Consider the following 24,865-nt stretch of genomic DNA (forward strand, 5'->3'; position numbering starts at 1 on the left):
CCGGCCCGCCGCTCAGAGCCGGCGCAGACGCTCCAGCGCCGCGCGCAGCGTGGCGTCCTGCTTGGCGAAGCAAAAACGCACCACCCGCTGGTCGAAGCCGTCGCCATAGAAGGCCGACAGGGGAATGGCCGCTACGCCGATCTCGCGCGTGAGCCATTGGCAGAAATCGGCCTCGTTCAGGTCGCTCACCGCCGAGATGTCGACGCACTGGAAGTAGCTGCCCGTGCTGGGCAGCAGCTTCAGGCGCGAGCCTTCGAGGCCCTGGCGGAACAGGTCGCGCTTGGCCTGGTAGAAGGCGGGCAGATCGAGGTAGGGCCGCGGGTTGGCCAGGTACTGGGCCAGCCCGTGCTGTACCGGCGTGTTCACGGTGAACACGTTGAACTGGTGCACCTTGCGGAATTCCGCGGTCAGCGCCGCGGGCGCGGCCACGGTGCCCACCTTCCAGCCCGTGACATGGAAGGTCTTGCCGAAGCTGGACACGATGAAGGCGCGGGCGGCCAGGCCCGGAAAGCGCGCAGCGCTCTGGTGCTCGGCGCCATCGAACACCATGTGCTCATACACCTCGTCGCTGACCAGCAGTACATCGGTCGGGGCGAGCAGTTCTTCCAGCGCGCGCATGTCCTCGGCCGTCCAGACGGTGGCGCTGGGGTTGTGCGGCGTGTTGATGATCAGCAGCCGCGTGCGGGGCGTGAGGGCCGCTGCGATCTTGCCGAAGTCCGGACGGAACGTGCCCGGCGTGAGCGGGGACGCGCACTACGGTGCCGCCCGCCAGTTCGATGTTGGGCACGTAGCTGTCGTAGCAAGGCTCCAGCACCACCACCTCGTCGCCCGGCTGCACCGTGGCGAGGATGGCTGTCAGGATGGCCTGGGTCGCGCCAGCGGTGATGGTGATCTCGGTGTTGGCGTCGTACGCGCGGCCGTGCAGCGCCTCGATCTTGCCGGCCACGGCCTGGCGCAGGGCGGGCACGCCGGCCATGGGCGGGTACTGGTTGTGGCCCGCCTGCATGGCCTGGGTCACGGCGTCCACCAGGGCCGGGTCGCATTGGAAGTCCGGAAAGCCCTGGCCCAGGTTGACCGCGCCGTGTTCGGCCGCCAGCTGCGACATGACGGTGAAGATGGTCGTGCCCACCTGGGGCAGCTTGCTGGGGAACGCGGGCGTGCGGGCGGGCGGCAGGGAGGCGGTAGCGGAAGTCATGGCGCGGTGAAGAGGAAAGGCGGGCTCTGGCGAGTCAAGGCACGGGGTCGCATCCTGCGTGGCTGGCGGGCCTCACCGAACGCATTCCGTCCGTGCTCAGAGTTCGTAGTCGTTGACGTGGCCGGTCATGGCCCGGCCGATGAGTTCGCGGTTGAGGCGGTCGCTCAGCAGCTCGGCAAAGCGGTAGACGAAGTTGCGCAGATAGGCGCCGCGCTTGAAGGCCACGCGGGCGACGCTCTGGCCGAAGAGGTGGCCGACGGGGCGCACCGCCAGGTCACCGACCGGGTCGTCGCGCATGGCCATCTCCGCCACGATGCCCACGCCGAGGCCCAGGCGCACATAGGTCTTGATGACGTCGGAGTCGATGGCCTCCAGCACGATGCGCGGCTGCAGCTTGCGCGTGGCAAAAGCCTGGTCGATCTTGCCGCGGCCGGTGAAGGAGGGGTGGTAGGTGATGAGCGACTCGTGCGCGATGTCGTCCAGGCCGATGCGCTCCTTCTGGGCCAGCGGATGGGCGTGGGGCATCACCAGCACGTGCTGCCACTCGTAGCAGGGCAGGGTGACCAGATCGGGGTAATCGGCCAGCGATTCGGTGGCCATGCCGATCTCGGCCACCTCGTCGATGACCATGCGCGCCACCTCGTGTGGCGTGGCTTGGTGCAGGCTCACGTTCACCTTGGGGTAGGCCTCGCGCAGCTTGGCCACCGGCACCGGCAGCACGTAGCGGGCCTGGGTGTGGGTGGTGGCGATGCTGAGCGTGCCGCTGTCCTGGGCGCTGAACTGCTCGCCGATGCGCTTGAGGTTGCCCACCTCGCGCATGATGAGTTCGATGCTCTTGAGCACATGCTGTCCCGGCTCGGTGATGCGCTTGAGGCGCTTGCCGTGCCGCGCGAAGATGTCCACGCCCAGTTCGTCTTCCAGCTCGATGATGGCCTTGGATACGCCGGGCTGCGACGTGTGCAGCGCCTTTGCGGCCTCGGTCAGATTCAGATTGCGGCGCGCGGCCTCCTGGACGAAGCGGAATTGGTGCAGATTCATATCTGATGGCGGCTAAAAAGTCGCATCATTATGCTGCATTCATCTAAGCGAGAGGCAATCTTTCAGAGGTTGGAAGAAGGTTCCGCGGCGATCTGCGCCATCAGCGCGGTCATGCGCGGATCCTCTCCGATCGCCTGCTGCACATGGAACAGCACGCACCCGCCATGGACTTGTCGCAGCTCTTCAACCAGCACTGGCAGATCTTCCCGGGCATGGCGTCCCGTGCCCAGGAACATGGGCACGATGGTGATCTGGCGAACGCCTTGCAGCACCAACTGCTCCACGGCCGTGCCCAGGTCGGGTTTCGTGAGCTCCAGATACGCGCAGCACACCTGCAGCCCGGGCTGGTCGGCATGCAGGCGCGCCTGTACCGCCTCGATGGGCTGGCGCCACAGCGGGTCGCGCGAGCCGTGCGAGAACAGCACCACGCCACGGCGCTGTGGCTCGGCGGGCGTGGTGGGGGAAGCGGTTTCGGCACTCATCGCCTGAGCACCAGCCAGCCGAAAGCGCCGAGCGACAGCAGCGAATAGATCAGCCCCGGTGCCGCGGCGGTGAGCATGGGCGACCAGTTCTGCAGGTTGCCTGCGTACCCGAACACGTTGTTGAGCAGGAAGAAGCTGATGCCCGCCATCACGCCGCCGAACACATAGCCGGCAATGCCGCCCGAGCGAAAGTGCAGGTAGGCGAAGGGCAGGGACAGCACCACCATGACCAGGCAGCTGAGCGGGTAGAACACCTTGCGCCAGAACTCGATCTCGTATTTCTGCGCCGCCTGGCCATTGGATTCGAGATGGCGGATGTACTGGAACAGGCCGATGGTGGACATCTGGTCCGGCTTGAGCAGCGAGGCGGCCACCATGTCCGTGGTGATATGGGTGGACCAGCGCAGTTCGGCATCCTGCCGGCGCTCGACGCGGGACTCTCCGCCGGTGCCGCGGTGGAAGATGCTGCGTTGCACCTGCTGGAGGTCCCAGCCCGTGCCGTCGGTACCGAACTGGCCGGTTGCGGCCTGCAGGGTGGAGGACACGCGGCCCTCGGCATCGAATTCGAACACCCGCACGCCGCGCATGTTGCCCTGGGGGTCGAGCGCCCGCACGTTCACGGCCACCGAGCGCTCGCCCTGCCGTTCCTTCAGCCAGGCGCCCGTGGCGCCCGTGGTGATCTGCCCCATGCGGTTGGCCTTGACGAGTTGGGCCGCCCGGTCGCTCAGAGGCGAGAGGTAGTCGCCCACGGCGAAGGTCAGCACGACGAATCCGCAGCCCAGCACCAGCAGCGTGCGCAGGGCGCGCCACGGGCCCAGCCCGCTGGTGCGCATGATGGTGAACTCGGAGCTTTGCGCCAGCCGCGCCATCACGAAGATGGTTCCGATCAGCACCGTGATGGGCAGCAGCTCGTACAGATGGGCGGGCAGGCTGAGCGCCACGTACATCAGCGCATGGCTCATCTGGTAGCCCTCCACGCGGCCCACCCAGCGCAGCTCGTCCACCATGTCGAAGAAGAAGAACAGCGCGAGGAAGCCGAACGTGACGAAACTCACGCCCGACAGGGTTTCGCGGTAGATCAGGCGGCGGATGGTCTTCATGCCGTCTTCTTTCCGGCCCACAGCGAGCGCAGGGACCAATTGTTGTGCCGCGCGGCGAGCAGCGCCAGACCCAGCACCAGGGTGCCCCCATGCAGTGCCAGCATGAAGGCGGTGACGCCCAGGCGGCCCGCTGCGACCCAGCTCTGCCCCACCGTCATCAGGTTGTAGTACATGACGAAGGCGAAGAGTGCAAAGGCCAGGCTGCCGCTGCGGCCTGCCCGTGGGTTGACGATGGAAATCGCCAGGCCGAGCACCACGAAATTCAGCGCCGCCAGGGCCAGGCCCAGCCGCCAGCCCAGCTCGGCCCTGTAGGCGGGCTGGCTGTCCTGCAGCAGGTCGAGCGTGCCGCGGCTCTTGATGGACAGGTCTTCCTTCGATGCAGCGGAGGTCGAGCCGATCCGCGTGCCGTATTCCACGAACTCACTGACCTTCAGGCCCGGCTTGTCCAAGGTGGTCTCCAGCCGCTGGCCTTCGTTGAGCAGCACCAGGCGCTCGCCGTCGCGCACTTCCATGCGCGCGCTGCGGGCCGAGGTCACGGTTTCGCGGTTGGGCTCGCTCGAAGCGATGAAGACGTTGTTGGCCTCGCCTTCCTTGGACGCGTCGCGGTCGATGAAGAACACGCGTGTGCCGTTGGCGGACTCCTGGAATTCGCCCGGGGCGATGCGGTCGAGGTCACTGCGTTGTTCGTACTGGACCTTGAGTTCCTGGATCTGCCGGTTCGCCCACGGCCAGATCGCCAGCGCCAGCGTGGCGATGACCAGCATCACCGGCCAGGAGAAACGCAGCAGGGGCGTGAGCAGGCTGATGAGACCGCGGCCGCTGGCGAACCAGATGACCATCTCGCTGTCGCGGTACATGCGCGACAGCGTGGAGACCGTGGCCACGAAGAGGCTGAGCGTCAGGATGGTCGGCAGCTGCCCCAGCACGGTGAAGCCCATGACCAGCATGACGTCCGACGGGCTCACGCTGCCGCGGGCCGCCTGGCCCAGCGTGCGTATCAGCATCATGGTCATGACCACGGTGATCAGGACCACCAGGGTGGCGCCGAAGCTCCGGGCCAGCTCTTTGCGAATGGATGAATCGAATAACATTGGCTGGAAGGAAAACACCGATTATGAACTTCGATCTGAAGACGCTTGCGCTATCCGCTGCCACCGCCGACAGGAGCGATCTGCTGATCGTGCTCGTGCCCGAGGGCTTCCGTCCCGGCAGCGACGCGCTGTCCGCCCTGGCCGCCCACGCCCTCAAGAGCGGCGACTGGGAGACCAAGGCCGGCAAGAGTCTCGCTTTGTACCAGTTGCCGTCCGTGGCTGCCCGCCGGGTGGTGCTGGTCGGCGCGGGGAACGGCTCGGCCCGCTCCGTGCGGCAAGCGCTGCTGGGCTGTGCCGGTGCCCTCAAGGCGCCCCAGATCAAGAAGGCGGCCATCGTGTTCGCCGGTGCGGCCCAGCCCGATGCCGTGGCCGCGGCGGTGCAGGCCATTGCCGAGGCCAGCTATGTGTACACCGCCACCAAGTCCAAGCCCGAGCCGCGTGCTTTGGCTCGGGTGACCATCGGCGTGCCCGACGCGGCAGCGGCCAAGGCCGCATTCGCCCGCGGCGTGGCCTTGGTGGCGGGCGTGGAGTTCGCCCGCGAATGGGCCAACCGGCCCGCCAACCATGCCACGCCCACGCTCCTGGCGAGCGCCGCCAAGTCGCTGGGCAAGCTGCCCGGCATCCAGTGCAAGGTGCACGGGCCGGCCGACGTCGCCAAGCTGGGCATGGGGTCCTTCCTGGCCGTGGCGCGCGGCTCCGAAGAGCCTCTGCGCTTCATCGAACTGCACTACACCGGAGCGCCCAAGTCGCAGGCGCCCGTCGTCCTAGTGGGCAAGGGCATCACGTTCGACACGGGCGGCATCTCCATCAAGCCGGCGGCCGAGATGGACGAGATGAAATTCGACATGGGCGGAGCGGCCAGCGTGCTCGGCGTGTTCCGTGCGCTGGCCGAACTGCGCCCGGCCATCAATGTGGTGGGCCTGATCCCGGCCTGCGAGAACATGCCCGATGGGCGTGCGGTCAAACCGGGCGATGTGGTCACAAGCATGAGCGGCCAGACCATCGAGGTGCTGAACACCGACGCCGAAGGCCGGCTGGTGCTGTGCGATGCACTGACGTACGCCGCGCGCTTCAAGCCCCGCGCCATGGTGGACGTGGCCACGCTGACCGGCGCTTGCGTGATCGCCCTGGGCGGATTGCGCAGCGGGCTGTTTGCTTCCGACGACACGCTGGCCGACAGCCTGCTGGCGGCCGGTGATGCCGCCCTCGACCCATGCTGGCGCATGCCCCTGGACGACGAATACGCCGAAGGCCTCAAGAGCAACTTTGCCGATATGGGCAATGTCGCCGGCCGCGCGGGCGGCTCCATCACGGCCGCGAAGTTCCTGCAGCGCTTCGTGGGCGACATTCCATGGGCGCACCTGGATATCGCGGGAACGGCCTGGAAGGGCGGGGCCGCCAAGGGCGCCACGGGCCGGCCGGTCGGCCTGCTGGTGCACTACCTCCTGAACGAGGTGGGCCAGGCACCCGCCCAGAGCAAGGCCACTGGCCGTGCCGCTGCGGCGCCCTCGCGCCCCCGGCCTGCCCGCGTCGCCTGACCCCTCGAAGGCGCGCATGACCGAGGTTGCCTTCCACTTCAACGCGCCGGACAAGCTGGCCTACGCGTGCCGCTTCGCGCGCAAGGTGCTGCGCAGCGAGATGCGCCTGGTGATCGCCGGCCCCGAGGAGTCCCTCGACCGGCTGGACCGCATGCTCTGGGCCTTGGGCCCGTCCGACTTCGTGGCCCATGCGCGCAGCGGGGGCGACGAGGACATGGTGGCCGCCTCGCCCGTGTTGCTGACGGCGGACCCGCGCGAATCCTCCCACCAGGACGTGCTGCTGAATCTGGGCCACAACGTGCCGGAAGGTTTTGCCCGGTTTCAGAAGCTGGTCGAGGTGGTGAGTGCCCATGACGATGCCGACCGGCAGGCAGCCCGTGAACGCTGGCGCCATTACGCCGGTCGCGGCTATGAGATCGTGCGCCACGATCTGGTCCTGAAAGGCGGCTAATGGCCACCCTACCGCCCAAGGCACCTCCCAGATTTGTGCCGACCCTCACCGATGTGGTGCATGTGGCCCCGGGAGACCTGGCACCCATACCGCTCTCCGCGCCGCTGCTGGAGCCACAGGACAAGGGGGAAGGACCTTCCGCGCAGCGTGCCGCGGAGCCGCCTCCCCCCATCGCGGCACCCCCTTGGTCTCCACAGGCCCGGTGGCCGGAAAACACACCCCTGTCGGCCATCGTCGGGATGCCGGCGCCAGCGGTGCAAGCGGCTACCACCCCTGCGTCTGCGGCCGAAGAGCAGGGGCCCACCGTTGGCCCGGCGCTCGGGCCTGCCCTGCCGGACGGCTTCGAAGAGGACCTGGTGCACCGCGTGATGCAGCGGGTCGATGTCGTGCTGGACCAGCGTCTTCGGGAGGCCATTGCCACCGTTGTGCAGGAGCAGACCCGCTCCATCGTCCCGCGGCTGAGGGAAGAGGTGGAGTCCGTGGTGCGGCAGGCGGTCTACGAAGCCGTCGCGGACGAGCTTTCCGGCGAGCGGCCCTCGCGGATGTGACGGCGGCAGGGTTTCTCCCTGTGGTTTCCTCGGCCTGCCCATCGTGTTCCCTGATGATCTGGCCCGCAAATTGCGATATGTTCGCCTGCGTTGGGACACAACAATATTTCTCAGCGTTTACCCTTTATTGGAGATTCATATGCAATTGAAGTTGAAACTGACCGTTGCCGCTGCTATCGCTGCGGTCGCTGGCATGGCCACCGCTCAAGAAGTGGTGAAGATTGGCCACGTGGGCCCGGTTTCTGGCGCTCAGGCTCACTACGGTAAGGACAACGAGAACGGTGCCCGCATGGCCGTGGAAGAACTGAACGCGCAGGGCGTGACCATCGGCGGCAAGAAGGTCAAGTTCGAATTGCAGGCAGAGGACGATGCAGCCGATCCCAAGCAGGGCACCGCTGCCGCACAAAAGCTGTGCGATGCCAAGGTGGCAGGCGTGGTGGGCCACCTGAACTCGGGCACCACCATCCCCGCTTCCAAGGTGTACAACGACTGCGGCATCCCGCACGTCACCGGCGCTGCGACCAACCCCAACCTGACCAAGCCCGGCTACAAGACCACCTTCCGCATCATCGCCAACGACAACGCGCTGGGCGCTGGCCTGGCTGCTTACGCTGCCGATACGCTGAAGCTGAAGACCGTCGCCATCGTGGACGACCGCACGGCATACGGCCAGGGCGTTGCCACCGTGTTCAAGAAGATCGCCTCTGAAAAGGGCATCAAGGTGGTGGACGAACAGTTCACGACCGATAAGGCCACCGACTTCATGGCCATCCTCACGGCCGTCAAGTCCAAGAACCCCGATGCCGTGTTCTTCGGCGGCATGGATCCCCAGGCCGGCCCCATGCTGCGCCAGATGGAACAGCTGGGCATGGGCAACGTCAAGTACTTCGGCGGCGACGGCATCTGCACGAGCGAGATCGCCAAGCTGGCTGCAGGCGCCAAGACCCTGGCCAACGTGATCTGCGCCGAAGGTGGTGCATCGCTGGCCAAGATGCCTGGCGGCACCGCCTGGAAGGCCAAGTACGACGCCAAGTACCCCAACCAGTTCCAGGTCTACAGCCCCTACACCTACGACGCCACCATGCTGCTGGTCGACGCCATGAAGCGTGCTGGTTCCTGGGATCCCAAGGTCTACATCCCCGAACTGGCCAAGTCGAACTTCAAGGGCGTGACCGCCAACATCGCCTTCGAGTCCAACGGCGAAATGAAGAACCCTGCCATCACCCTGTACACGTACAAGGACGGCAAGAAGACCCCGCTGAACTGATCGGCGATGGCATCTGCCGGTCCTCGAGGCCGGCGTCAGCCACACACAAAAGGCCTCCCGTCGGGAGGCCTTTTTTTTCCACGCAGAGCGAGGCTGGGCGTGCCGGTGGCGGGGCGAACCGTCTCAGCGCCGAACCTGCAGCGCTCCCGGATTGACGATGTTGGTCGGCGTGCCCTTGATGTAATTGACCACGTTGTCGAAGGCTGCACCGAAGTAGAGCTCGTAGCTGTCCTGCTCCACGTAGCCGATGTGCGGGGTGCAGATGCAGTTCTCCAGGCGCAGCAGCGCGTGGCCCTGCAGGATGGGTTCGCTTTCGAACACATCGACCGCTGCCATGCCGGGACGCCCCCGGTTCAATGCTGCAATCAGCGCATCCGGCTCGATCAGTTCCGCACGTGAGGTGTTCACCAGCAGTGCGGTCGGCTTCATGGAGGACAGGTCGTCCAGCTTGATGAGGTTGCGGGTTTCTTCGTTCAGACGCAGGTGCAGCGAGATCACATCGCACTGCGAGAAGAATTCCTCGCGGGTGGTCGCCACCTGCAGACCGTCGTTCAGGGCCTGGACGCGCGACGCCTCCCGGCCCCACACGCGCACGTTCATGCCGAAGGCGCGGCCATAGCCCGCCACCAGCTGGCCGATCCGGCCATACCCCCAGATGCCCAGCGTCTTGCCGCGCAACACGGTGCCGACGCCGAAGTTGGTGGGCATGGACGCCGACCGCAGGCCGGACTGCTGCCAGGCGCCGTGCTTGAGGTTGGCGATGTACTGCGGCAAGCGCCGCATGGCGGCCATGATCAGGGCCCAGGTCAGTTCCGCAGGCGCCACCGGCGAGCCCACGCCCTCGGCAACGGCCACGCCGCGTTCGGTGCAGGCCTGCACGTCGATGTGGCTGCCGATCTTTCCGGTCTGGGCAATGAGCTTCAGGCGCGGGAGCTTTTCGATCAGCTGGCGCGAGATGGGGGTGCGTTCGCGGATGAGGACGATGATGTCTGCGTCCTTCAGGCGTACCGACAGCTGGCCGAGGCCTTTGACGGTGTTGGTGTAGACCTTGGCGGAATAGGGGTCCAGACGTGCGGCGCAGTGGAGCTTGCGCACTGCATCCTGGTAGTCGTCGAGGATAACGATGTTCATACTTCCCATCTGGTAGTGCAAGTCGGTGTCGAAGGCGGCATCGGGCGCAGCCGGGAAGGCGGGGCGCCATGCGGCGCAGGGCCTGCGCCGCGGCCCCCCGAGTGGGGACGCTGCGCCCGGTAACTGCGCATTGTCGTTGATGGTCCGTGGCGCATTCCGCAGAAACGGGCCGAAATCCCCGGTATGGGGACACACCGTTACAAAGTGCGGGGCATGGCGCCCTCTGGTGGAGCAGGGGCCGCAGGAAGTTCGGCGATGAGAAAGCCGCCTCCTTGCTTCTTCGCCGCATACATGGCGATGTCCGCATGGTGCATGACCTCCGAGCCGAGGCTGGAGTGTGCCGGGGAGAAGGCGATCCCGATGCTGGTGCCCACCTCCACCCATTCGCCATTCGGTAGCTGGAGGGGCTGGCGGACCGCCTCGACGATGGCTTCTGCCAGCGCCGTGGCTTTGTCCTTGTCGGTCGTGCGCATCAACACCGCGAACTCGTCGCCGCCCAACCGGGCCAGCGTGTCCGATGCGCGCATGAGTTTTTTCACGCGGGCGGCAAAGGTTTGCAACACCGTGTCCCCCGCCTCGTGCCCAAAGGTGTCGTTGACCTGCTTGAACTTGTTCAGGTCCAGCAACATGAGCGTGAACCCGTCGTTCAGGGCTTTCAGATTCTGCTCGGCGTTGGCGATATTGATCTCGAACAGCCGGCGGTTGGCCAGCCCCGTGAGGGCGTCCCGCTGTGCCACCTTCTCCAGCGGCGTCACGACGCGGCTGGTGATCATCTTGGCCGCGAGGATGGACACGACGGAGCTGAAGACGATGCTGGCGGCGAAAAGCAACTCCAGCTTGATGAAGGGAGAGAAGACCGGGGCGAACGGCTTCGCCACGACGGCGTGCACCCGGTAGCCCGGCAGGCCGCCCAATTCGAGCACCTTCAGGCGGTACTGCCCCTCGTCGGTGGTGACGGAGAAGCTTTCGCCCAGGGTCTTGTACTGCGCCACCTCCTGGGTCATCGCGGCGGCTGGCAAGGTGGAGGCATGCACCACCGGCGCGCTCTCTGCATCCAATCGCTCGGACACGAAGGCCATCTGCAGCTGCGTCATTTTGGTGTATTGCTGCACCGACGTGTCCGAGATGCGGTAGGCCAGATAGAGCTGCGCCACAGGCACCGGTGCGCGGATGACCACCTTGACCCAGTTGTGCAGTGCCGGCTTGTCTTCTCCGACGCTCAGGGGGCGCATGTTGCGCTCCTGCTCGGCCACGTGCGACACCAGGGAGGCCAGTTCCTGGTCCAGGTCGGGATCGGGCAGGGCCATGAGAGGCAGCGTCGTCGCACGGGCGATCAGCCGGCCTTGCAGGTCGGTGAGCACGATCAGCTCGGCACCGGTACGCCCCAGTTGGTTGTGCAAGGCCGACTCCACGGTCTCGCGGCTTTCATTGGCGATGGTGTTGACCAGGCCGTAATCCTTGGTGACCAGTTCGGAGGTCAGCCTGCGGTACTCGCGCCGGGTGGCGGCCGTGTAGGTGAAGGTCTGGGCGCCCGCCTCCAGGGCGGCGTCGACGCTGTCCAGCGCGATCTGCCGGTTGGCAAAGTGCAGAAAGATGAAGGCTGCGATCTGCACCACCACGAGGGCCGGCACCAGAAACATCAACAGCTTCTGGGTCGAGGTACTCGGTGCGGAAGGCTTCTTCATCGTGGTACGTCGTATCGGCAAGGTGCAGCCTGTCCCGCCCGCCGCCTGCCGGAGGGCTACTCCGGAGGCCGATCTTTTCCGCCGTGGCTGACAGGCTGCTGACCTCGGCGTTTTCATCGGCGCAGGCTGCCAGCGCAGCGTGACCGACGGGCTGCGCCCAGGTTCTTCCCGGTGCATCCGCATTCCGCTGGGCGGGACATGCAATACGCTGGTTGTGCCGTAAACCGGGAGCCCGCGCAAGAGGACGTTTGCGCAGGGTGTGGGCCGCCTGTGCCAAAGCCTGCGACCGCTTCCCGTCACCTGAGTGACGGTTCGCGGATGGCATCCCCGATACAAGTGGAGCGGCGGCCTGCATCCGGGCCAAGTCCCCCTCCAAGGAACCAAGATCCATGCGACCTCACTACCGATTCTGGCCCCGGCGCCTGCCGCACTCCCTGACCGTTCCCGCCACCTCGCTGTGGGACAACCTGGCCACGAGTGCGCGGCGGTATCCGGACAAGCCGGCCTTGGTGTTCTTCGGCACCCGCGTGTCGTACAGGTCCCTGGCGCAGGGCGCCGAGCGCTTGGCCGCATTCCTGCACGCCCGGGGCGTGCGCAAGGGCGACCGCGTGCTGCTGTGCATGCAGAACTGCCCGCAGCTCGTGATCGCGCACTTCGCCATCCTGCGCGCGAACGCGGTGGTCGTGCCAGTCAACCCCATGAACCGCGCAGAAGAGCTCAAGCACTACATCACCGACCCCGATGCGAAGGTGGCCCTCACGACGGCGGACCTGGCTGCAGAACTGGCACAGGCCAGCGATGCGCTCCCGCCGGGTGCAGGTCTGCGCGATCTGGTGGTAACCCAGTTCACCGACACGTTCGATCCCCACGCCGCTGGCGCCGACACGGTGCCTTCGGCTTGGCAGGACTGGCTGTGCACGGAGCGCGCCCTGCCTGCGCTGCAAGGGGGGGTGGTCCACCGCTGGACCGATGCCGTGGCCTCCGAGGAGCCCGCGCCCGCGCTGGAAGTGGCGTCCGCTGACCTGGCGGTGCTGCCTTACACCAGCGGCACCACCGGCCTGCCCAAGGGATGCATGCACCCGCACCGCAGCATCATGCACAACGCGGTGTCGGGCAGCCTCTGGGGCACGGCCACGCCCGAGAGCGTGGTGCTGGCCGTGGTGCCCATGTTCCACATCACCGGCATGGTGAGCGTGATGCACACCGCCATCTACAGCAGTGCCACGCTGGTCGTGATGCCGCGCTGGGACCGCGACCTGGCCGGGCGGCTGATCTCGCGGTACCGTGTGACGAGCTGGACCAATATTCCGACCATGATCATCGACCTGCTGGCCAGCCCGCACTTCGCGCAGTACGACCTGTCCAGCCTGACCTACATCGGTGGTGGGGGAGCGGCCATGCCCCAGGCCGTGGCGCAGCGCCTGCTGGAGCAGTATGGTCTGCGCTACGCCGAAGGCTACGGTCTGACCGAGACGGCTGCGCCGTCGCATTCCAATCCGCCGGAGCATCCCAAGCAGCAGTGCCTGGGCATTCCCTTCATGAGCACCGATGCACGGGTGGTGGACCCGGACACGCTGCAGGAAGTGCCCGTGGGCGAGCAGGGTGAGATCGTGATGCACGGCCCCGAGGTCTTCGACGGCTACTGGAAGCGGCCGGACGCCACGGCCGCCGCGTTCTTCGAGCTGGAGGGCAAGCGCTTCTTCCGGTCCGGTGACCTGGGGCGCATGGATGAGGAGGGCTACTTCTTCCTGACTGACCGCCTCAAGCGCATGATCAATGCCAGTGGCTTCAAGGTCTGGCCCGCGGAGGTGGAAGCGCTGATGTTCCGCCACCCCGCCATCCAGGAGGCCTGCGTCATCTCGGCCAAGGACAGCTACCGGGGCGAAACGGTCAAGGCCGTGGTGGTGCTGCGGCAGGAGCACCGGGGCCAGGTGACGGAGGAAGACATCATCGCCTGGTGCCGCGACAACATGGCGGTCTACAAGGTGCCGCGCATCGTGCAGCTCGCCGATGCCCTGCCCAAGAGCGGAAGCGGCAAGGTGATGTGGCGGGCCTTGCAGGAGGCCGAGCACGCGCAGCGCTGAGCGGGGTACCAGCGCGCTGCGGCGCGCCGCCCGGTTTACGGGGTGGCGCCCGCCGTGTGGCCGGCCATCAGCTCGGCCAGGTCGCGCTCCAGCAGGGCGGCGTCGCCCAGTTGCAGCTCGATGATGCGCCGCAGGTGCGTGACGCTGTCCAGGTCGATGGTGCTGCATTGCAGGCCTGCGAGGTCGCCGTCCAGATGGGCAATATGGGCGGCCATGGACAGTTGCTCCTGCGCGGGCAGCAGCGGCACCACCAGCTGGCAGGACACGCCGGGGCCGGCCAGGGCGTGTGCCTGGGGCGGCAGCCGCAGCAGCGCACCCTTGAGCGACAGGTCCAGGACCTGCGCGTCGAAGGTTTCCGGGCCGATCGTGACCTGGGCGGGGGCGTCGAAACCGACGCGGACGAAGTGGCGGCGCTCGTGGACCATGCAGATGTCTCCAGGGTGGGGCGATAGGGATGCTAGCGCATGCACTCCCCGGTGGCCGGCCGGGGCGGTGCCGTACCCGCGCGGCCGGCGCGCTGCGGGTTAAGCTCGGCAGCCATGGCGCACGTCACCTTCGCCCCTCCTTTCACCGATCCAGGGCAGATCGCATCCCATTTGCGCAGCCAGGGCTACGCCGTCGTCCGGCCTGCCGATGTGGCCGCCTGGGCCGGCTGTACCCTGGAGGCCCTGCAGGCGCTGTCGCCCGACTGGCAGGATCTGCCGCCGGATGAATTCCTGAAGGACGGCGGACGCTATCGCCGGCGGCGCCATTCCTGCTTCGTGGCCGATGGCGGCCAATTGCAGCAAGTGCCTCACCGTGCCCACTGGCAGCCCGTGGAGTACAACGCCCTGCATGGCGGCATGCAGCGCTGGTTCGCTCCCATGGACGACGCGACCGTGTCCCAACCCGTGTGGGCTCAACTGATGCTGGCGCTGTCCGGAGTGGCCCAGGCCGCGCTGGCCACGCAGCCGCAACGCTGGTTCATCGAGGCGCACCAGTTCCGCATCGACACCTCGGACGGCATCGGCCGGCCCACGCCCGAGGGCGCGCACCGCGACGGCGTGGACCTGGTGGCCGTGTTCCTGGTGGCCCGCAACGGCGTCAAGGGCGGCGAGACGCGCATCTTCGAAGCCAACGGGCCCAGCGGCCAGCGCTTCACGCTGAACGAGCCGTGGTCGCTGCTGCTGCTGGACGACGCCCGCATGATCCATGAGACCACGCCCATCCAGCCCTTGGTGGAGGGAGGATGGCGCGATACGCTGGTGGTCACCTGCCGCCGCGGAGGCTTCCAGGACGCCGTCGGCAATCCCTCATGATTTGACGGGAATCAAGGCTGCGCGGGCTTTCCGGCGCCACACTGGTTTCGTCTCGACCGGTCCTCGGACCGTCTTCCATCAACCCAAGGAGAAAACACCCATGTTCAAGCACATTCTGATTCCCGTGGATGGTTCGCCCACCTCGATGCTGGCGGTGGGCAAGGCCGCTGCCCTGGCCAAGACCTTCGGCTCCTCGGTGACCGCGCTCTACGTGGTGGACCCGTATCCCTTCACCGGCGTCGGGGCGGACTTCGCCTACGGCCAGGCGCAGTACCTGAGCGCCGCCACGGCCGAAGCCAACGCCGCGCTGGACGCCGCCAAGAAGGCCATCGAGGACGCCGGCGTGCCCGTGACCACCGTGGTGGGCGAAGGCCATGCCGTGCACGACGGCATCGTGCGTGCGGTCGAATCCACCGGCGCCGACCTGATCGTGATGGGCTCGCACGGCCGCCGCGGACTGGAAAAGCTGGTGCTGGGCAGCGTCACGCAGCGCGTGCTGGGCGTGGCCCACGTGCCGGTGCTGGTGGTGCGCGACTGACGCGGTTCTACCGCCCAAAGAAAAAAGGCTCCCTCGGGAGCCTTTTTTCTTTGGAGCGGCGCTGCACCGGCGCCGCGTGAGATCACTCGATCCGGGCGCCCGAGGCTTCGACGATGCCCTTCCACTTCGCATAGTCGTTCTTGAACATGGTGCCGAACTGGGCTGTGCCCATGGCTTCGGGCTCGGCGCCCTGGCCCAGGATGGCGGCCTGTACGTCGGGCTGGGCGAGCAGCTTGTTCACCTCGGCGTGGATCGCGTCCACCACCGGCTTGGGCGTGCCGGCCGGCGCGAACAGGCCGTACCAGGTGCTCACGTCGAAGCCCTTGTAGCCCGAGTCGGCCACGGTCGGCACATCGGGCAGGGACGAACTGCGCTTGGCCGAGGTGACGGCCAGCGGGCGCAGCTTGCCGGCCTTGATCTGGCCCATCGCGGAGGGCAGGGAGGACACCAGCAGGTCCACGTTGCCGGCCAGCGCGTCCATGAGCGCGGGGTTGGAGCCCTTGTACGGTACGTGCACCAGTTTCACGCCGGCGGCCTTCTCGAACAGGTCGCCCGCGAGGTGGATGGAGGTGCCATTGCCGGGCGAGCCGTAGGTGATGGTGCCGGGCGCGGCCTTGGCGGCGGCGACCACATCGGCCAGGCTCTTGAACTTGGAGTTGGCGCTGGTGGCGATCACCACCGGCGTGTAGGCCACGTGGGCGATGGGCGTCAGGTCCTTGGTCGGGTCCCAGGGCAGGTTCTTGTACAGCCAGGGGCCGATGACCAGGTTGTCCTTCTGACCCATCACGATGTCGTAGCCGGTGGGCGCCATCTTGGTCGCCTCGGTGATGCCCAGCGTGCCGCCGGCGCCGGGCTTGTTGTCGGCCACCACCGTCCACTTGGCGGATTCGCCCAGCTTGGTGGCCACCAGGCGGGCCAGGATGTCGGTGCCGCCGCCGGGCGGGAACGGAACGATCATGCGCACCGGCTTGTTCGGATAGGCGGGCGCTGCCGTCTGGGCATGCGCTGCGGCGCCCAGGCCCAGGGCCAGCGCGGTACAGGAAATCAGGGTGCGGATCATGGGAACGTGTCTCCGTGGTTTTCAGCGAAATGGTTCGGGAGCGAGTGTGCCGTGCCCCATGGCGCGGCGCTATTGGGGCCTGTGCCGATGGGGCGGATGCATCGGCCTGCCTGCGGGGCACCGGGCCTTCTCACTTGGCGATGGCCGGCATCGTCAGCGCTGTGCGGCGAGGGGCTGCGGCAGGGTGCTTTCCTTAGCGCTTCAAGTGTTTCAAGTAAAAATGGCCGCAAACGCTTATGGAATAAGCGCAAGCAGCTATCAAATTAGTAGTAATCAGGCTTCCCGCACATCGGCCACAGGGTTCGTGCCGAAGTCCGCGCGCTCCAGCCAGGCGAGGACGCGGGCGGCCGCGTCGGCGGGAGAAGTGAGCATGCCACCCGTCTTGAGGTTGGCGAAGTTCTGCACATCCGGGAAGCGGGCCGGGTCGGCGCCGCGCAGCTGGACCTGCATGTCGGTGTCGATCACACCGGGAGCCAGCGAGCATACCTTGGCGCCGTGCGGCTTGGCCGCTTCGTCCAGCGCCACGCAGCGGGTGAAATGGTCCATGCCGGCCTTGGCGGCGCAATAGGCAGCCTGCGAGGCCATCGCCCGGCGGCCCAGGCCGGACGAGATGTTGAGCACCTTGCGCGGCACGGCGTGCCAGCCCTCCGTGGCGCCCAGGAAGGCGCCCGTGAGCTGCATGGGGGCCTCCAGCCCCACGCGCAGCGCGCGGCCCAGGTCGGCCGGATCGCTGTCCGACAGCGGTGCGATCGGGGGGATGACGCCGGCGTTGTTGATCAGCGTGGCGCTGGCGACGCCGCCGGCGGGCAGCGCCGCCAGCCATACCCGCAGCCGTTCCGCGGCCGCCACGCCGTCGGCCAGATCCTGTTGCCACTGCTCCAGCGCGGCGCCACGCTCGGCCGCCAGGGCGTCCAGCGTGTCGGCGGTGCTGCGGGAGATGGCCAGCAGGCGATGCCCGGGCTGGAGCAGTTGCCGGGCCATGGCCAGGCCCATGCCGCGCGAGGCGCCGGTGAGGATGAAGAGGTGCTGTGGGGTGGATGCGGTCATGCGGCAATGGTAGCGGCGGGCCGGGGAGGGCCGGGGAGATCTGCGACGGGCGGCTGCCCGGAGGCGATGGCTCGGGCTTTCTAGAATCGGGCATGGCTTCTTCCGTGAACAGCGACGACGACCCGACGACCCCGCAGGGTGTGCCTCCGCCCGCACCGGTGCCGGCTGCCGCGCCGCCGCGCCGCCGCGGCAGCGGCCACGTGACGATCCGCGACGTGGCCCAACTGGCAGGCGTGGCGCCGATGACCGTCTCGCGGGCATTGAGCAACCCGCAGCAGGTCTCCGAAGCCGTGCGCGAGCGCGTGCGCGCGGCCGTCGCCAGCAGCGGCTACGTGCCCAACCTGATCGCCGGCGCACTGTCTTCTGGACACAGCCGCCTCGTCGCGGCACTGGTGCCCACCATTTCCACGCTCACGCTGCATCCCTTGTTGGAGGCGCTGGGCCGCACCCTGGAGCCCAGCGGCTGCCAGCTGCTGCTGGGCCAGACTGGCTACGACAACGCGCGGCTGGACGGCATCCTGGAGACGGTGCTGGGCCGGAGGCCTGCCGGCATCGTCATCACCGGCACGCTGGAGTCCGCCACCTGGCGCCAGCGGCTGCGGGCCAGCGGCGTGCCGGTGGTGGAAACCTGGGACCTGGTGGACGACCCCATCGACATGCTGGTGGGCTTCTCCCACGCCGACATGGCGGGTGCCGTGGTGCGGTTTCTGCACGCGGGCGGACGCCGCCGGCTGGCGTTCTTCGGCGCGGACGATGCGCGCTCCCGCGCCCGGGCCCACGCGTTCCAGGGGGCTGCGCTGGCCCTCGGCATGCCGGCGCCGCTGCTGCATGCGGCGCCCGCGCCGGCCACGCTGCGCAGCGGCCGTGACGCGCTGTCGCAACTGATGGCGGGTGCCAGCGACGGGCCGCCGGTGGACGGGGTGTTCTGCAACTCCGACCTGATGGCCATGGGCGTGCTGATCGAGGCCCAGCAGCGCGGCGTGGCCGTGCCAGGACAGCTGGCGGTGGTGGGATGCGGCGATCTGCCGTTCTCTGCCGACTTTGAACCCGCGCTGACCACGGTGCACCTGGACGGCGCGGCGATCGGCACCCGGGCGGGCGAGTTGCTGCTGGAGCGCCTGCAGGGCGGCGCGGCCCCGGCGGGCGCGACCGACCTGGGTTTCTCGATCCGGCAGCGGGCGACGGCCTGAGCTGCGGAACGGGCGCGTTCCTTTCCGCGCGTCTTCTGGAAAACCAGTACGTCGGCCCCCTTGTGTTGGCAAATGATACCGGTACCATTTGCGCACAACGACACTCCAGGAGACAGACATGGCCGTAGCCTTTTCCCGCCGCAAGGTGCTGCAGGCGCTGGGCGCCGCAGCGGTGCTTCCCGCCGCGGCGTACGCGCAGGACTGGCCCCAGCGGCCCCTAAAGATCGTGGTGCCGGTGGCCGCCGGCGGCGCGAGCGACCGTTTGGCGCGCCTGCTGGCAACCGGCCTGGCCCGGGAACTGGGCCAGCCGGTGGTGGTGGAAAACCGCGGCGGCGCGGGCGGCACGCTGGGCGCGGCAGCCGTGGCCAAGGCCCCGGCGGATGGCTACACGCTGCTCTTCACGGGGGCCTTCAATACGATCAACCCGTACCTGTACGCCAAGCTGCCGTACGACTACGTGAACGACTTCGTGCACGTGGCGCCCATGACGCAGGGCCCGAACGTGCTGGTGGTGCGCCCGGATTTTCCGGCCACTACGCTGGCGGAATTCGTCGCCCAGGCGAAGGCGCAGCCGGGCCGGGTGGACTTCGCCAGCGGCGGCAACGGCACCTCGGGCCACCTGGCGATGGAGGTCTTTCAGCGCGCGGCCGGCATCCAGCTCAACCACATCGCCTACAAGGGCGCAGCGCCCGCGCTGCAGGACGTGCTGGGCGGCACCGTGCGCGTGATGGCCCTCAACCAGGACACGGCGCTGCCGCACCTGAAGGGCGGGCGGCTGCGGGCGCTCGCCGTCAGCAGCGCGCAGCGCAACCCGGCGCTGCCCGAGGTGCCGACCTTCGCCGAGGCCGGCTACCCCGACATGGTGATCACTTCCTGGGCCGGGCTGGATGCGCCGAAGGGCACGCCCCAGGCCGTCATCGACCGCCTGGCTGCGGCCTCGGCGAAAGTGGCGCGCAGCCCCGAAGTGCGCCAGCCGCTGGCCGCCGACGGCTGGATGCCCTTCGACGACACGCCGGCCGCGTTCGATGCCTTCGTGCGCCAGGAGGCGCAGCGCTGGGGCCGCGTCATCCAGGCGGCGCAGATCCGCATCGAGTGAGCCGCGCGCTGCCGTCCTTCCTCTTCCTTCCGACTTCATTCCCCCCTTGCATGTCCGCTGCTGCTTCTTCGCCTGAACACCGTCTGCGCCTGGGCGCACTGCGCCTCACCTCGGGCGCCGAACTGGCCGACGCCGAGGTGGCCTATGCCACCTATGGCCGGCTTGCGCCCGACGGCGGCAACGCCATCCTGGTCACCCACGGCTACACCGCCAGCCACCAGATGTTGGCGCACGGCGCCGGCGTGGCCGAGGGATCGTGGGCGTCGTTGATCGGACCGGGGCGGGTGCTGGACACGCAGCGCTACTTCATCGTGTGCAGCAACATGCTGGGCTCTTGCTATGGCACCACCGGTCCGGCCAGCACCGATCCCCGCACCGGACGGCCCTACGGCGCGGCGTTTCCGGACATCACGCTGCAGGACATCGTGGCGGTGCAGCACCGGCTGCTCGCGCACCTGGGCGTGCGGCGGCTGCGGGCCATCGTCGGGCCGTCCTACGGAGGCTTCCAGGCGCTGCAGTGGGCGCTGGACCATCCGGAGATGGTGGAGTCGGTCGCTGCGGTCGTCTCGGCCCCGTACCTGCCGGCCAGCCCGCACATGCACCTGCCCACGCTGATGGCTGCGCTGGCTGCCGACCCGGGCTGGAACGGCGGCGACTACTACGCCGTACCGGGTGGGGTGCAGGCCACGCTGCGGCGGCTGCGCTGGGACACGCTGCGCGCCTATGGCATGGACGAAGTGCTGCGCGCCCAGGGCCTGGACGCCACCGTGCGCGACCGCCGCATGGCCGCGATGGCCGACGCCTGGGCGGCCGAGTTCGACGCGCATGCGCTCATCGTGCTGCTCAAGGCTGCGCTGGCCTTCGACGTGCGGTCGCAGCTGCCGCGCCTGCGTTGCCCGGTGCTGCATGTGACGGCCAGCACGGACCTGCTGTTTCCTCCCGCCGAAGTGCGGGACAGCCTGGCCGGCGTGGGCGGCGCGGGCGCGGTCCAGTATCTGGAGATGCCGACGCTGTTCGGCCACCAGGCCTCGGGCCCGGCGCATGCGCTGTGGGCCCCGGCGCTGCAGACCCTGCTGGCCGGCGGCCTCACGACCGCACCTGCGGCGTGATCAGAACGGCGCTGGTGCGCTGAACTGCAGTGCCTCGCCCGTGCGGGGATGGTCGAACGCCAGCCGCGTGGCATGCAGCAGCAGGCGCGGCGCGCGGGCCTGCACGGCCGCGTCGGCATAGAGCGCATCGCCCAGGATCGGATGGCCGAGCGCCGCCAGGTGCACGCGCAGCTGGTGCGTGCGGCCCGTGACGGGTTGCAGCTCCACGCGCGTGGTGGGGCTGCCACTGCCATCGGTTCCAACGGCCAGCACCCGCCACTCCGTCACGCTGGGCTTGCCGTGTTCGGCATCGATGATGCGCAGCGGCCGGCGCTCCCAGTCGGCGGCGATCGGCAGGTCGATCACGCCCCAGCCGCCTGTGCCCACACCGTCGGCGGGCGGCGCCAGGGTGCCCGCCACCACGGCCTGGTAGCGCTTGTGCACCTGGCGCTGGGCGAAGGCGTGGCCCAGGCTGCGCTGCACGGCCGGCGAGCGGGCCATGAGCACCAGGCCCGAGGTGGCCTGGTCCAGCCGGTGCACGATGAGGGCATCGGGCCACTGCTGCTGCGCCCGGGCGCTCAGGCAATCCTGCTTGTCGGGGCCGCGGCCGGGCACGCACAGCAGGCCCGAGGGCTTGTCGAGCACGAGCAGGTCGTCGTCGGCATAGACGCACGCCAGGCCCGGCGGCACGGCCGCGGCGTCAGGCAGTGCCATCGGCCGGTGTGGCGGGCGGGGCCGGCGCGTGGGCCAGCCGGTCCACCGTGGCGCACAGCTCCTCCACATCGTTGGGCTTGTGGATCAGCGCGCTTGCGCCCTCCGCGAGGGCGGCGCGCTCGATCTCCGTGGTCACGTAGCCGGAGGCCAGCGCCACGGGCAGGTCCGGACGGATCTGCTTGGCTTCGCGCACCAAGTCCACGCCGCAGTAGCCGGGCATGTTGTAGTCGGTGACGACCAGGTCGTAGGCCGCCGGCGCCTCGCGCAGGGCCGCGGCGGCGGCATGCGGGTCGGTGAAGGTGCTGACCCGGTAGCCGCGGCGCTTGAGCAGGCGCTGCACCAGGAAGACCAGAGCTTCGTCGTCGTCCACGTACATCACGTGGCGCTGGCGTTGCGGCTGCATGGCCGCGGTCAGCACGGCAGCCTCTGTGGCCGGGGCTTCCGCCACGGGCGAAGGCCCGGGGGCGGCCGGCTCTGGCGCAGCGGCCGGCTCCAGGGCCGGCGGATGCGCAGGCTCGGCAGGGAAGTACAGGGTGAACCGGCTGCCCTGGCCGGGCGCGCTGTCCACGTCCACCGCGCCACCGTGGGTGCGCATCACCCCGTGCACCACCGCCAGGCCCAGGCCGGTGCCCTGGCCCACGGGCTTGGTGGTGAAGAAGGGCTCGAAGATGCGCAGCTGCGTGGCCGCGTCGATGCCGGGGCCGTTGTCGGTCACGCTCAGCGCGACGTAGGTGCCGTGCGCCAGGCCCAGGCGGTCGCCCAGGCGGTGGTCCGGCACGAGGCAGGACGCGCCCACCAGCACCGTGCCGCGCGACTCGCCCAGCGCGTGCACGGCATTCGTGCACAGGTTGAGCAGCGCCTGCTCCACCTGCGTGGCATCGGCCAGCATCGCGGGCAGGTGCGGGTCCAGCTCCACCCGCAGCTCGACGGCGGGCGGCAGCGTCACGCGCACCAGCTGGGCGGTGTCGCGCACCACCTCGTCCACCGCCACGGCCGTGCGCTTGGGCGGCTCGTTGCGGCTGAAGGTGAGGATCTGGCGCACCAGGTCGCGCGCGCGGCGGCCGGCTTTTTCGATCTCCAGCAGGCTCTCCAGCACGGGCGAGCCGGGGCCGCAGTCGGCCTTGGCCAGGTCCACGTTGCCCAGGATGGCGCCCAGGATGTTGTTGAAGTCGTGCGCGATGCCGCCGGCCATGGTGCCCACGGCCTGCATCTTCTGCGACTCGCGCAGCTGCGCCTCCAGCTCATTGCGGTGCTGCTCGGCCTTCTTGCGGCCGGTGAGGTCGCGGGCGAAGACGGTGGTGGTCTCGCCCTCGGCATGGCGCTCGAACGACAGGCTCACCTCTACGGCCAGTTCACGGCCCGTGGCGGTGCGGGCGGTGATCTCGCCCAGCACGGCCTGCGTAGTCAGCTGCGCGAGCGCGAAGGCCTGCTCGGCGTCCGGCAGGAAGCGCTCCAGCGGGCTGCCGATGGCGTCTTCGCGCGTGCACAGGAAGAGGGCGGCAGCGGTGGGGTTGAATACGGTGATGCGGCGGTCCTGGTCCACGCAGATGATGGCGTCCAGGGCGGAATTGATGACGGCCTCCAGCCGCCGCTCGCTGGCGTGCAACTGGCCATTGCGCTCCTTGAGCGCATGGGCGCTCTGCTGCAGCGCACGGCGCTCGGCCAGCAGCGGACCCTGGTCGATCACGGCGCAGAGGAACTGCAGCAGGGGCGGGGCACCGTCCTGCGGCGTCTCGATGCGGGCGATGTGCAGGTCGCCGGTGATGCGCCCATAGGTGCCGATGCGAAAGACCACCTCGGTGGCCTCGGCCTGGCCCTCGGCCAGCGCGTTGGCGAAAGCGGCGCGCACGCGGGGCACGTGGTCGGCGGCCACGAAGGGCATCAGCGAGGTCAGCGCCCGGTCGGCCTCGGTCGGTTGAAAGGAGCGGTGGGCCATGGAGTTCGCCTGCACGACCATGTCGTGCTCGTCGAGCACCATCAGCGCCAGCGGCACGCTGGCGAACAGCGTCTCGAACCGTTCGGACGCGCTCTCGGCCGCGGCCTGGCTGTAGCGCAGCACCTTGTTCTGCGTCTCCAGCTCGGCCTGCGAGGCGCGCAGCTCGGCGATCAGCGCCTCGACCGCCTCGTTCTTGCGCGGGGCCTGCCGGCGCTCGACCACGGTGGGCGGCTTCTCCGACGGCGGCCCGCCCGCGCCGGTGCCGGCAGCCGCGTCATCGTTCGGGCTGCGCAGGAGGAAAGACAGGTCGGGAAGGGTCATGGTGGCGCTGCGCAGGCCAGGGTGCCCGCGACCGTCCGCCAGTGTACGCGGGCGGTCTGCGGGGCGCGCTGGCGCACGGGCTGGGGTACTTGGCCGAAGGTGCCGTGGTGCGCCCCGGCAGCGCCGGGCGCGGCGCCGTGGACGCTGATGCAGGGCACAACGATGCTATTAAAAGAGAAGCTAAATGCGCTGGTTCAATCAGCAATTCAATCCCATTTGACCTTGAATATCAGGCAAATCAAGCGCAAGCAGCTATCTTTTAAGTAGCGCATGGGTGCCGGCACGCGCTCAGCGCGAGACCGACAGCAGCTCGATCTCGAAATGCAGCGTGGCGTTGGGCGGAATCACACCGCCGGCGCCCCGGCTGCCATAGGCGATGCCGGGCGGGCAGATCAGCTTGGCCTTGCCACCGGGCTTCATGCGCTGCACGCCCTCCGTCCAGCAGCGGATCACGCCGTTGAGCGGAAACTCGGTCGGCTCGCCGCGCTTGTAGGAACTGTCGAACTCCTTGCCGTCTGGGAAAGTGCCGCGGTAGTGCACCTTGACCGTGTCGGTCGCCTTGGGGGACTCACCGGTGCCTTCCTTGAGCGACTGGTAGATCAGGCCGGAGGCCGTGGTGACGGGGGCTGCCGCAGGAGTCTGGGCGATGGCGAGCGGGGCGAGGGTGGCGAAGGCCAGGGCGGCGATGAGGGGGCGCATTGAGGAAAGCTCCAGAAATGAGGCAAGGGGCCAATGGTAGAGAAATCGACGGCCCGGCGGTGATTGCACCTGAACGCCAACGCGGGGGCGGGCGGAAAAGCCGTTCGCTGCAGCCATCGCGCGAGGCGTCCTGGGCGGTCTTGCTGCGCGTATGCCCGCGTCTTGTTCATGCTGCCTGACACCGGTGGGCTGCGTTGGCTGTCGCATGCAGCCGGTCATGCCGGCCACGGTCAGGAGTGCGACCTACCGCGACGGATTCTCTTCACTA

Annotated in this window: 22 protein-coding genes and 1 pseudogene; 10 read left to right on the plus strand and 13 right to left on the minus strand. The window is 68.5% G+C overall.

Features of this window, described 5'->3' with window-relative positions; translation table 11 throughout:
• Positions 1-12: 12 nt before the first annotated feature.
• The 5 genes and pseudogenes from QE399_RS15130 to lptF all read right to left on the minus strand — a co-directional run bounded on the left by QE399_RS15130 (position 13) and on the right by lptF (position 4,906).
• Positions 13-1,195: pseudogene (locus tag QE399_RS15130) on the minus strand (pyridoxal phosphate-dependent aminotransferase).
• Positions 1,196-1,291: 96 nt separating this feature from the next.
• A complete protein-coding gene (locus tag QE399_RS15135) occupies positions 1,292-2,233 on the minus strand; it encodes a CysB family HTH-type transcriptional regulator (protein WP_309829858.1) in 942 nt (313 codons plus the stop codon).
• Between the two features lie 62 nt (positions 2,234-2,295).
• Complete coding sequence (locus QE399_RS15140) at positions 2,296-2,715, minus strand: sirohydrochlorin chelatase (RefSeq protein ID WP_309829861.1); 420 nt, start codon at positions 2,713-2,715, stop codon at positions 2,296-2,298.
• On the minus strand, positions 2,712-3,815 hold the full coding sequence (gene lptG, locus QE399_RS15145) for an LPS export ABC transporter permease LptG (RefSeq protein WP_309829862.1): 1,104 nt from the start codon (positions 3,813-3,815) through the stop codon (positions 2,712-2,714). The genes QE399_RS15140 and lptG overlap by 4 nt, the downstream gene beginning before the upstream one ends.
• Complete coding sequence (gene lptF, locus QE399_RS15150; protein WP_309829864.1) at positions 3,812-4,906, minus strand: LPS export ABC transporter permease LptF; 1,095 nt, start codon at positions 4,904-4,906, stop codon at positions 3,812-3,814. Before lptF ends, lptG begins: the two co-directional genes overlap by 4 nt.
• Before the next feature lie 23 nt (positions 4,907-4,929).
• Here lptF and QE399_RS15155 point away from each other — a divergent pair, with 23 nt between their 5' ends.
• From QE399_RS15155 to QE399_RS15170, 4 genes are all read left to right on the plus strand, one after another.
• Positions 4,930-6,444, plus strand: coding sequence for a leucyl aminopeptidase (locus QE399_RS15155; RefSeq protein WP_309829866.1), 1,515 nt, complete (start codon positions 4,930-4,932; stop codon positions 6,442-6,444).
• A gap of 16 nt (positions 6,445-6,460) precedes the next feature.
• On the plus strand, positions 6,461-6,895 hold the full coding sequence (locus QE399_RS15160) for a DNA polymerase III subunit chi (RefSeq protein WP_309829869.1): 435 nt from the start codon (positions 6,461-6,463) through the stop codon (positions 6,893-6,895).
• A 254-nt stretch (positions 6,896-7,149) separates the two neighbouring features.
• Positions 7,150-7,443, plus strand: coding sequence for a hypothetical protein (locus tag QE399_RS15165; RefSeq protein ID WP_309829872.1), 294 nt, complete (start codon positions 7,150-7,152; stop codon positions 7,441-7,443).
• A 139-nt stretch (positions 7,444-7,582) separates the two neighbouring features.
• Positions 7,583-8,710 carry a branched-chain amino acid ABC transporter substrate-binding protein gene (locus QE399_RS15170; protein WP_309829873.1) on the plus strand — a complete coding sequence of 376 codons (1,128 nt, stop codon included), beginning with the start codon at positions 7,583-7,585 and terminating at the stop codon, positions 8,708-8,710.
• A gap of 123 nt (positions 8,711-8,833) precedes the next feature.
• On the opposite strand, the gene QE399_RS15175 is transcribed toward QE399_RS15170, so the two are convergent.
• Together QE399_RS15175 and QE399_RS15180 are read right to left on the minus strand one after the other, a co-directional pair.
• Entirely contained in the window at positions 8,834-9,841 is a 1,008-nt protein-coding gene (locus QE399_RS15175) for a D-2-hydroxyacid dehydrogenase family protein (protein ID WP_309829875.1), read from the minus strand.
• A gap of 197 nt (positions 9,842-10,038) precedes the next feature.
• Entirely contained in the window at positions 10,039-11,526 is a 1,488-nt protein-coding gene (locus QE399_RS15180) for a GGDEF domain-containing protein (protein ID WP_309829877.1), read from the minus strand.
• Between the two features lie 389 nt (positions 11,527-11,915).
• On the opposite strand from QE399_RS15180, the gene QE399_RS15185 reads away from it, so the two are divergent.
• Positions 11,916-13,610 carry a long-chain fatty acid--CoA ligase gene (locus tag QE399_RS15185; RefSeq protein ID WP_309829879.1) on the plus strand — a complete coding sequence of 565 codons (1,695 nt, stop codon included), beginning with the start codon at positions 11,916-11,918 and terminating at the stop codon, positions 13,608-13,610.
• A 35-nt stretch (positions 13,611-13,645) separates the two neighbouring features.
• On the opposite strand, the gene QE399_RS15190 is transcribed toward QE399_RS15185, so the two are convergent.
• Positions 13,646-14,035 carry a PilZ domain-containing protein gene (locus QE399_RS15190; protein ID WP_309829881.1) on the minus strand — a complete coding sequence of 130 codons (390 nt, stop codon included), beginning with the start codon at positions 14,033-14,035 and terminating at the stop codon, positions 13,646-13,648.
• 114 nt (positions 14,036-14,149) lie between these two features.
• On the opposite strand from QE399_RS15190, the gene QE399_RS15195 reads away from it, so the two are divergent.
• A complete protein-coding gene (locus tag QE399_RS15195) occupies positions 14,150-14,908 on the plus strand; it encodes a 2OG-Fe dioxygenase family protein (protein WP_309829883.1) in 759 nt (252 codons plus the stop codon).
• 100 nt (positions 14,909-15,008) lie between these two features.
• Positions 15,009-15,446, plus strand: a complete 438-nt coding sequence (locus tag QE399_RS15200) for a universal stress protein (RefSeq protein ID WP_309829884.1) — start codon at positions 15,009-15,011, stop codon at positions 15,444-15,446.
• A gap of 82 nt (positions 15,447-15,528) precedes the next feature.
• Here QE399_RS15200 and QE399_RS15205 read toward each other — a convergent pair whose 3' ends face one another.
• Both QE399_RS15205 and QE399_RS15210 read right to left on the minus strand, forming a co-directional pair.
• A complete protein-coding gene (locus tag QE399_RS15205; RefSeq protein WP_309829886.1) occupies positions 15,529-16,506 on the minus strand; it encodes a tripartite tricarboxylate transporter substrate binding protein in 978 nt (325 codons plus the stop codon).
• A gap of 273 nt (positions 16,507-16,779) precedes the next feature.
• On the minus strand, positions 16,780-17,553 hold the full coding sequence (locus QE399_RS15210) for an SDR family NAD(P)-dependent oxidoreductase (protein ID WP_309829889.1): 774 nt from the start codon (positions 17,551-17,553) through the stop codon (positions 16,780-16,782).
• 92 nt (positions 17,554-17,645) lie between these two features.
• Between QE399_RS15210 and QE399_RS15215 the strand changes: the two genes are divergently transcribed.
• The 3 genes from QE399_RS15215 (at position 17,646) to QE399_RS15225 (ending at position 20,948) form a co-directional block, all read left to right on the plus strand.
• Positions 17,646-18,743, plus strand: coding sequence for a LacI family DNA-binding transcriptional regulator (locus tag QE399_RS15215; protein ID WP_309829892.1), 1,098 nt, complete (start codon positions 17,646-17,648; stop codon positions 18,741-18,743).
• Between the two features lie 118 nt (positions 18,744-18,861).
• Positions 18,862-19,839 carry a Bug family tripartite tricarboxylate transporter substrate binding protein gene (locus QE399_RS15220; protein WP_309829894.1) on the plus strand — a complete coding sequence of 326 codons (978 nt, stop codon included), beginning with the start codon at positions 18,862-18,864 and terminating at the stop codon, positions 19,837-19,839.
• Between the two features lie 50 nt (positions 19,840-19,889).
• On the plus strand, positions 19,890-20,948 hold the full coding sequence (locus QE399_RS15225; protein ID WP_309829896.1) for an alpha/beta fold hydrolase: 1,059 nt from the start codon (positions 19,890-19,892) through the stop codon (positions 20,946-20,948).
• Here QE399_RS15225 and QE399_RS15230 read toward each other — a convergent pair whose 3' ends face one another.
• The 3 genes from QE399_RS15230 to QE399_RS15240 all read right to left on the minus strand — a co-directional run bounded on the left by QE399_RS15230 (position 20,949) and on the right by QE399_RS15240 (position 24,597).
• Positions 20,949-21,641: an RluA family pseudouridine synthase gene (locus QE399_RS15230; RefSeq protein ID WP_309829898.1), complete on the minus strand. Its 693-nt coding sequence runs from the start codon at positions 21,639-21,641 to the stop codon at positions 20,949-20,951.
• Entirely contained in the window at positions 21,628-23,898 is a 2,271-nt protein-coding gene (locus QE399_RS15235) for a PAS domain-containing hybrid sensor histidine kinase/response regulator (protein ID WP_309829900.1), read from the minus strand. Before QE399_RS15235 ends, QE399_RS15230 begins: the two co-directional genes overlap by 14 nt.
• Positions 23,899-24,186: 288 nt before the next feature.
• Entirely contained in the window at positions 24,187-24,597 is a 411-nt protein-coding gene (locus tag QE399_RS15240) for an FKBP-type peptidyl-prolyl cis-trans isomerase (RefSeq protein WP_309829902.1), read from the minus strand.
• Between the last annotated feature and the right edge of the window lie 268 nt (positions 24,598-24,865).

The organism is Paracidovorax wautersii, from assembly GCF_031453675.1.
Taxonomy (GTDB): domain Bacteria; phylum Pseudomonadota; class Gammaproteobacteria; order Burkholderiales; family Burkholderiaceae_C; genus Paracidovorax.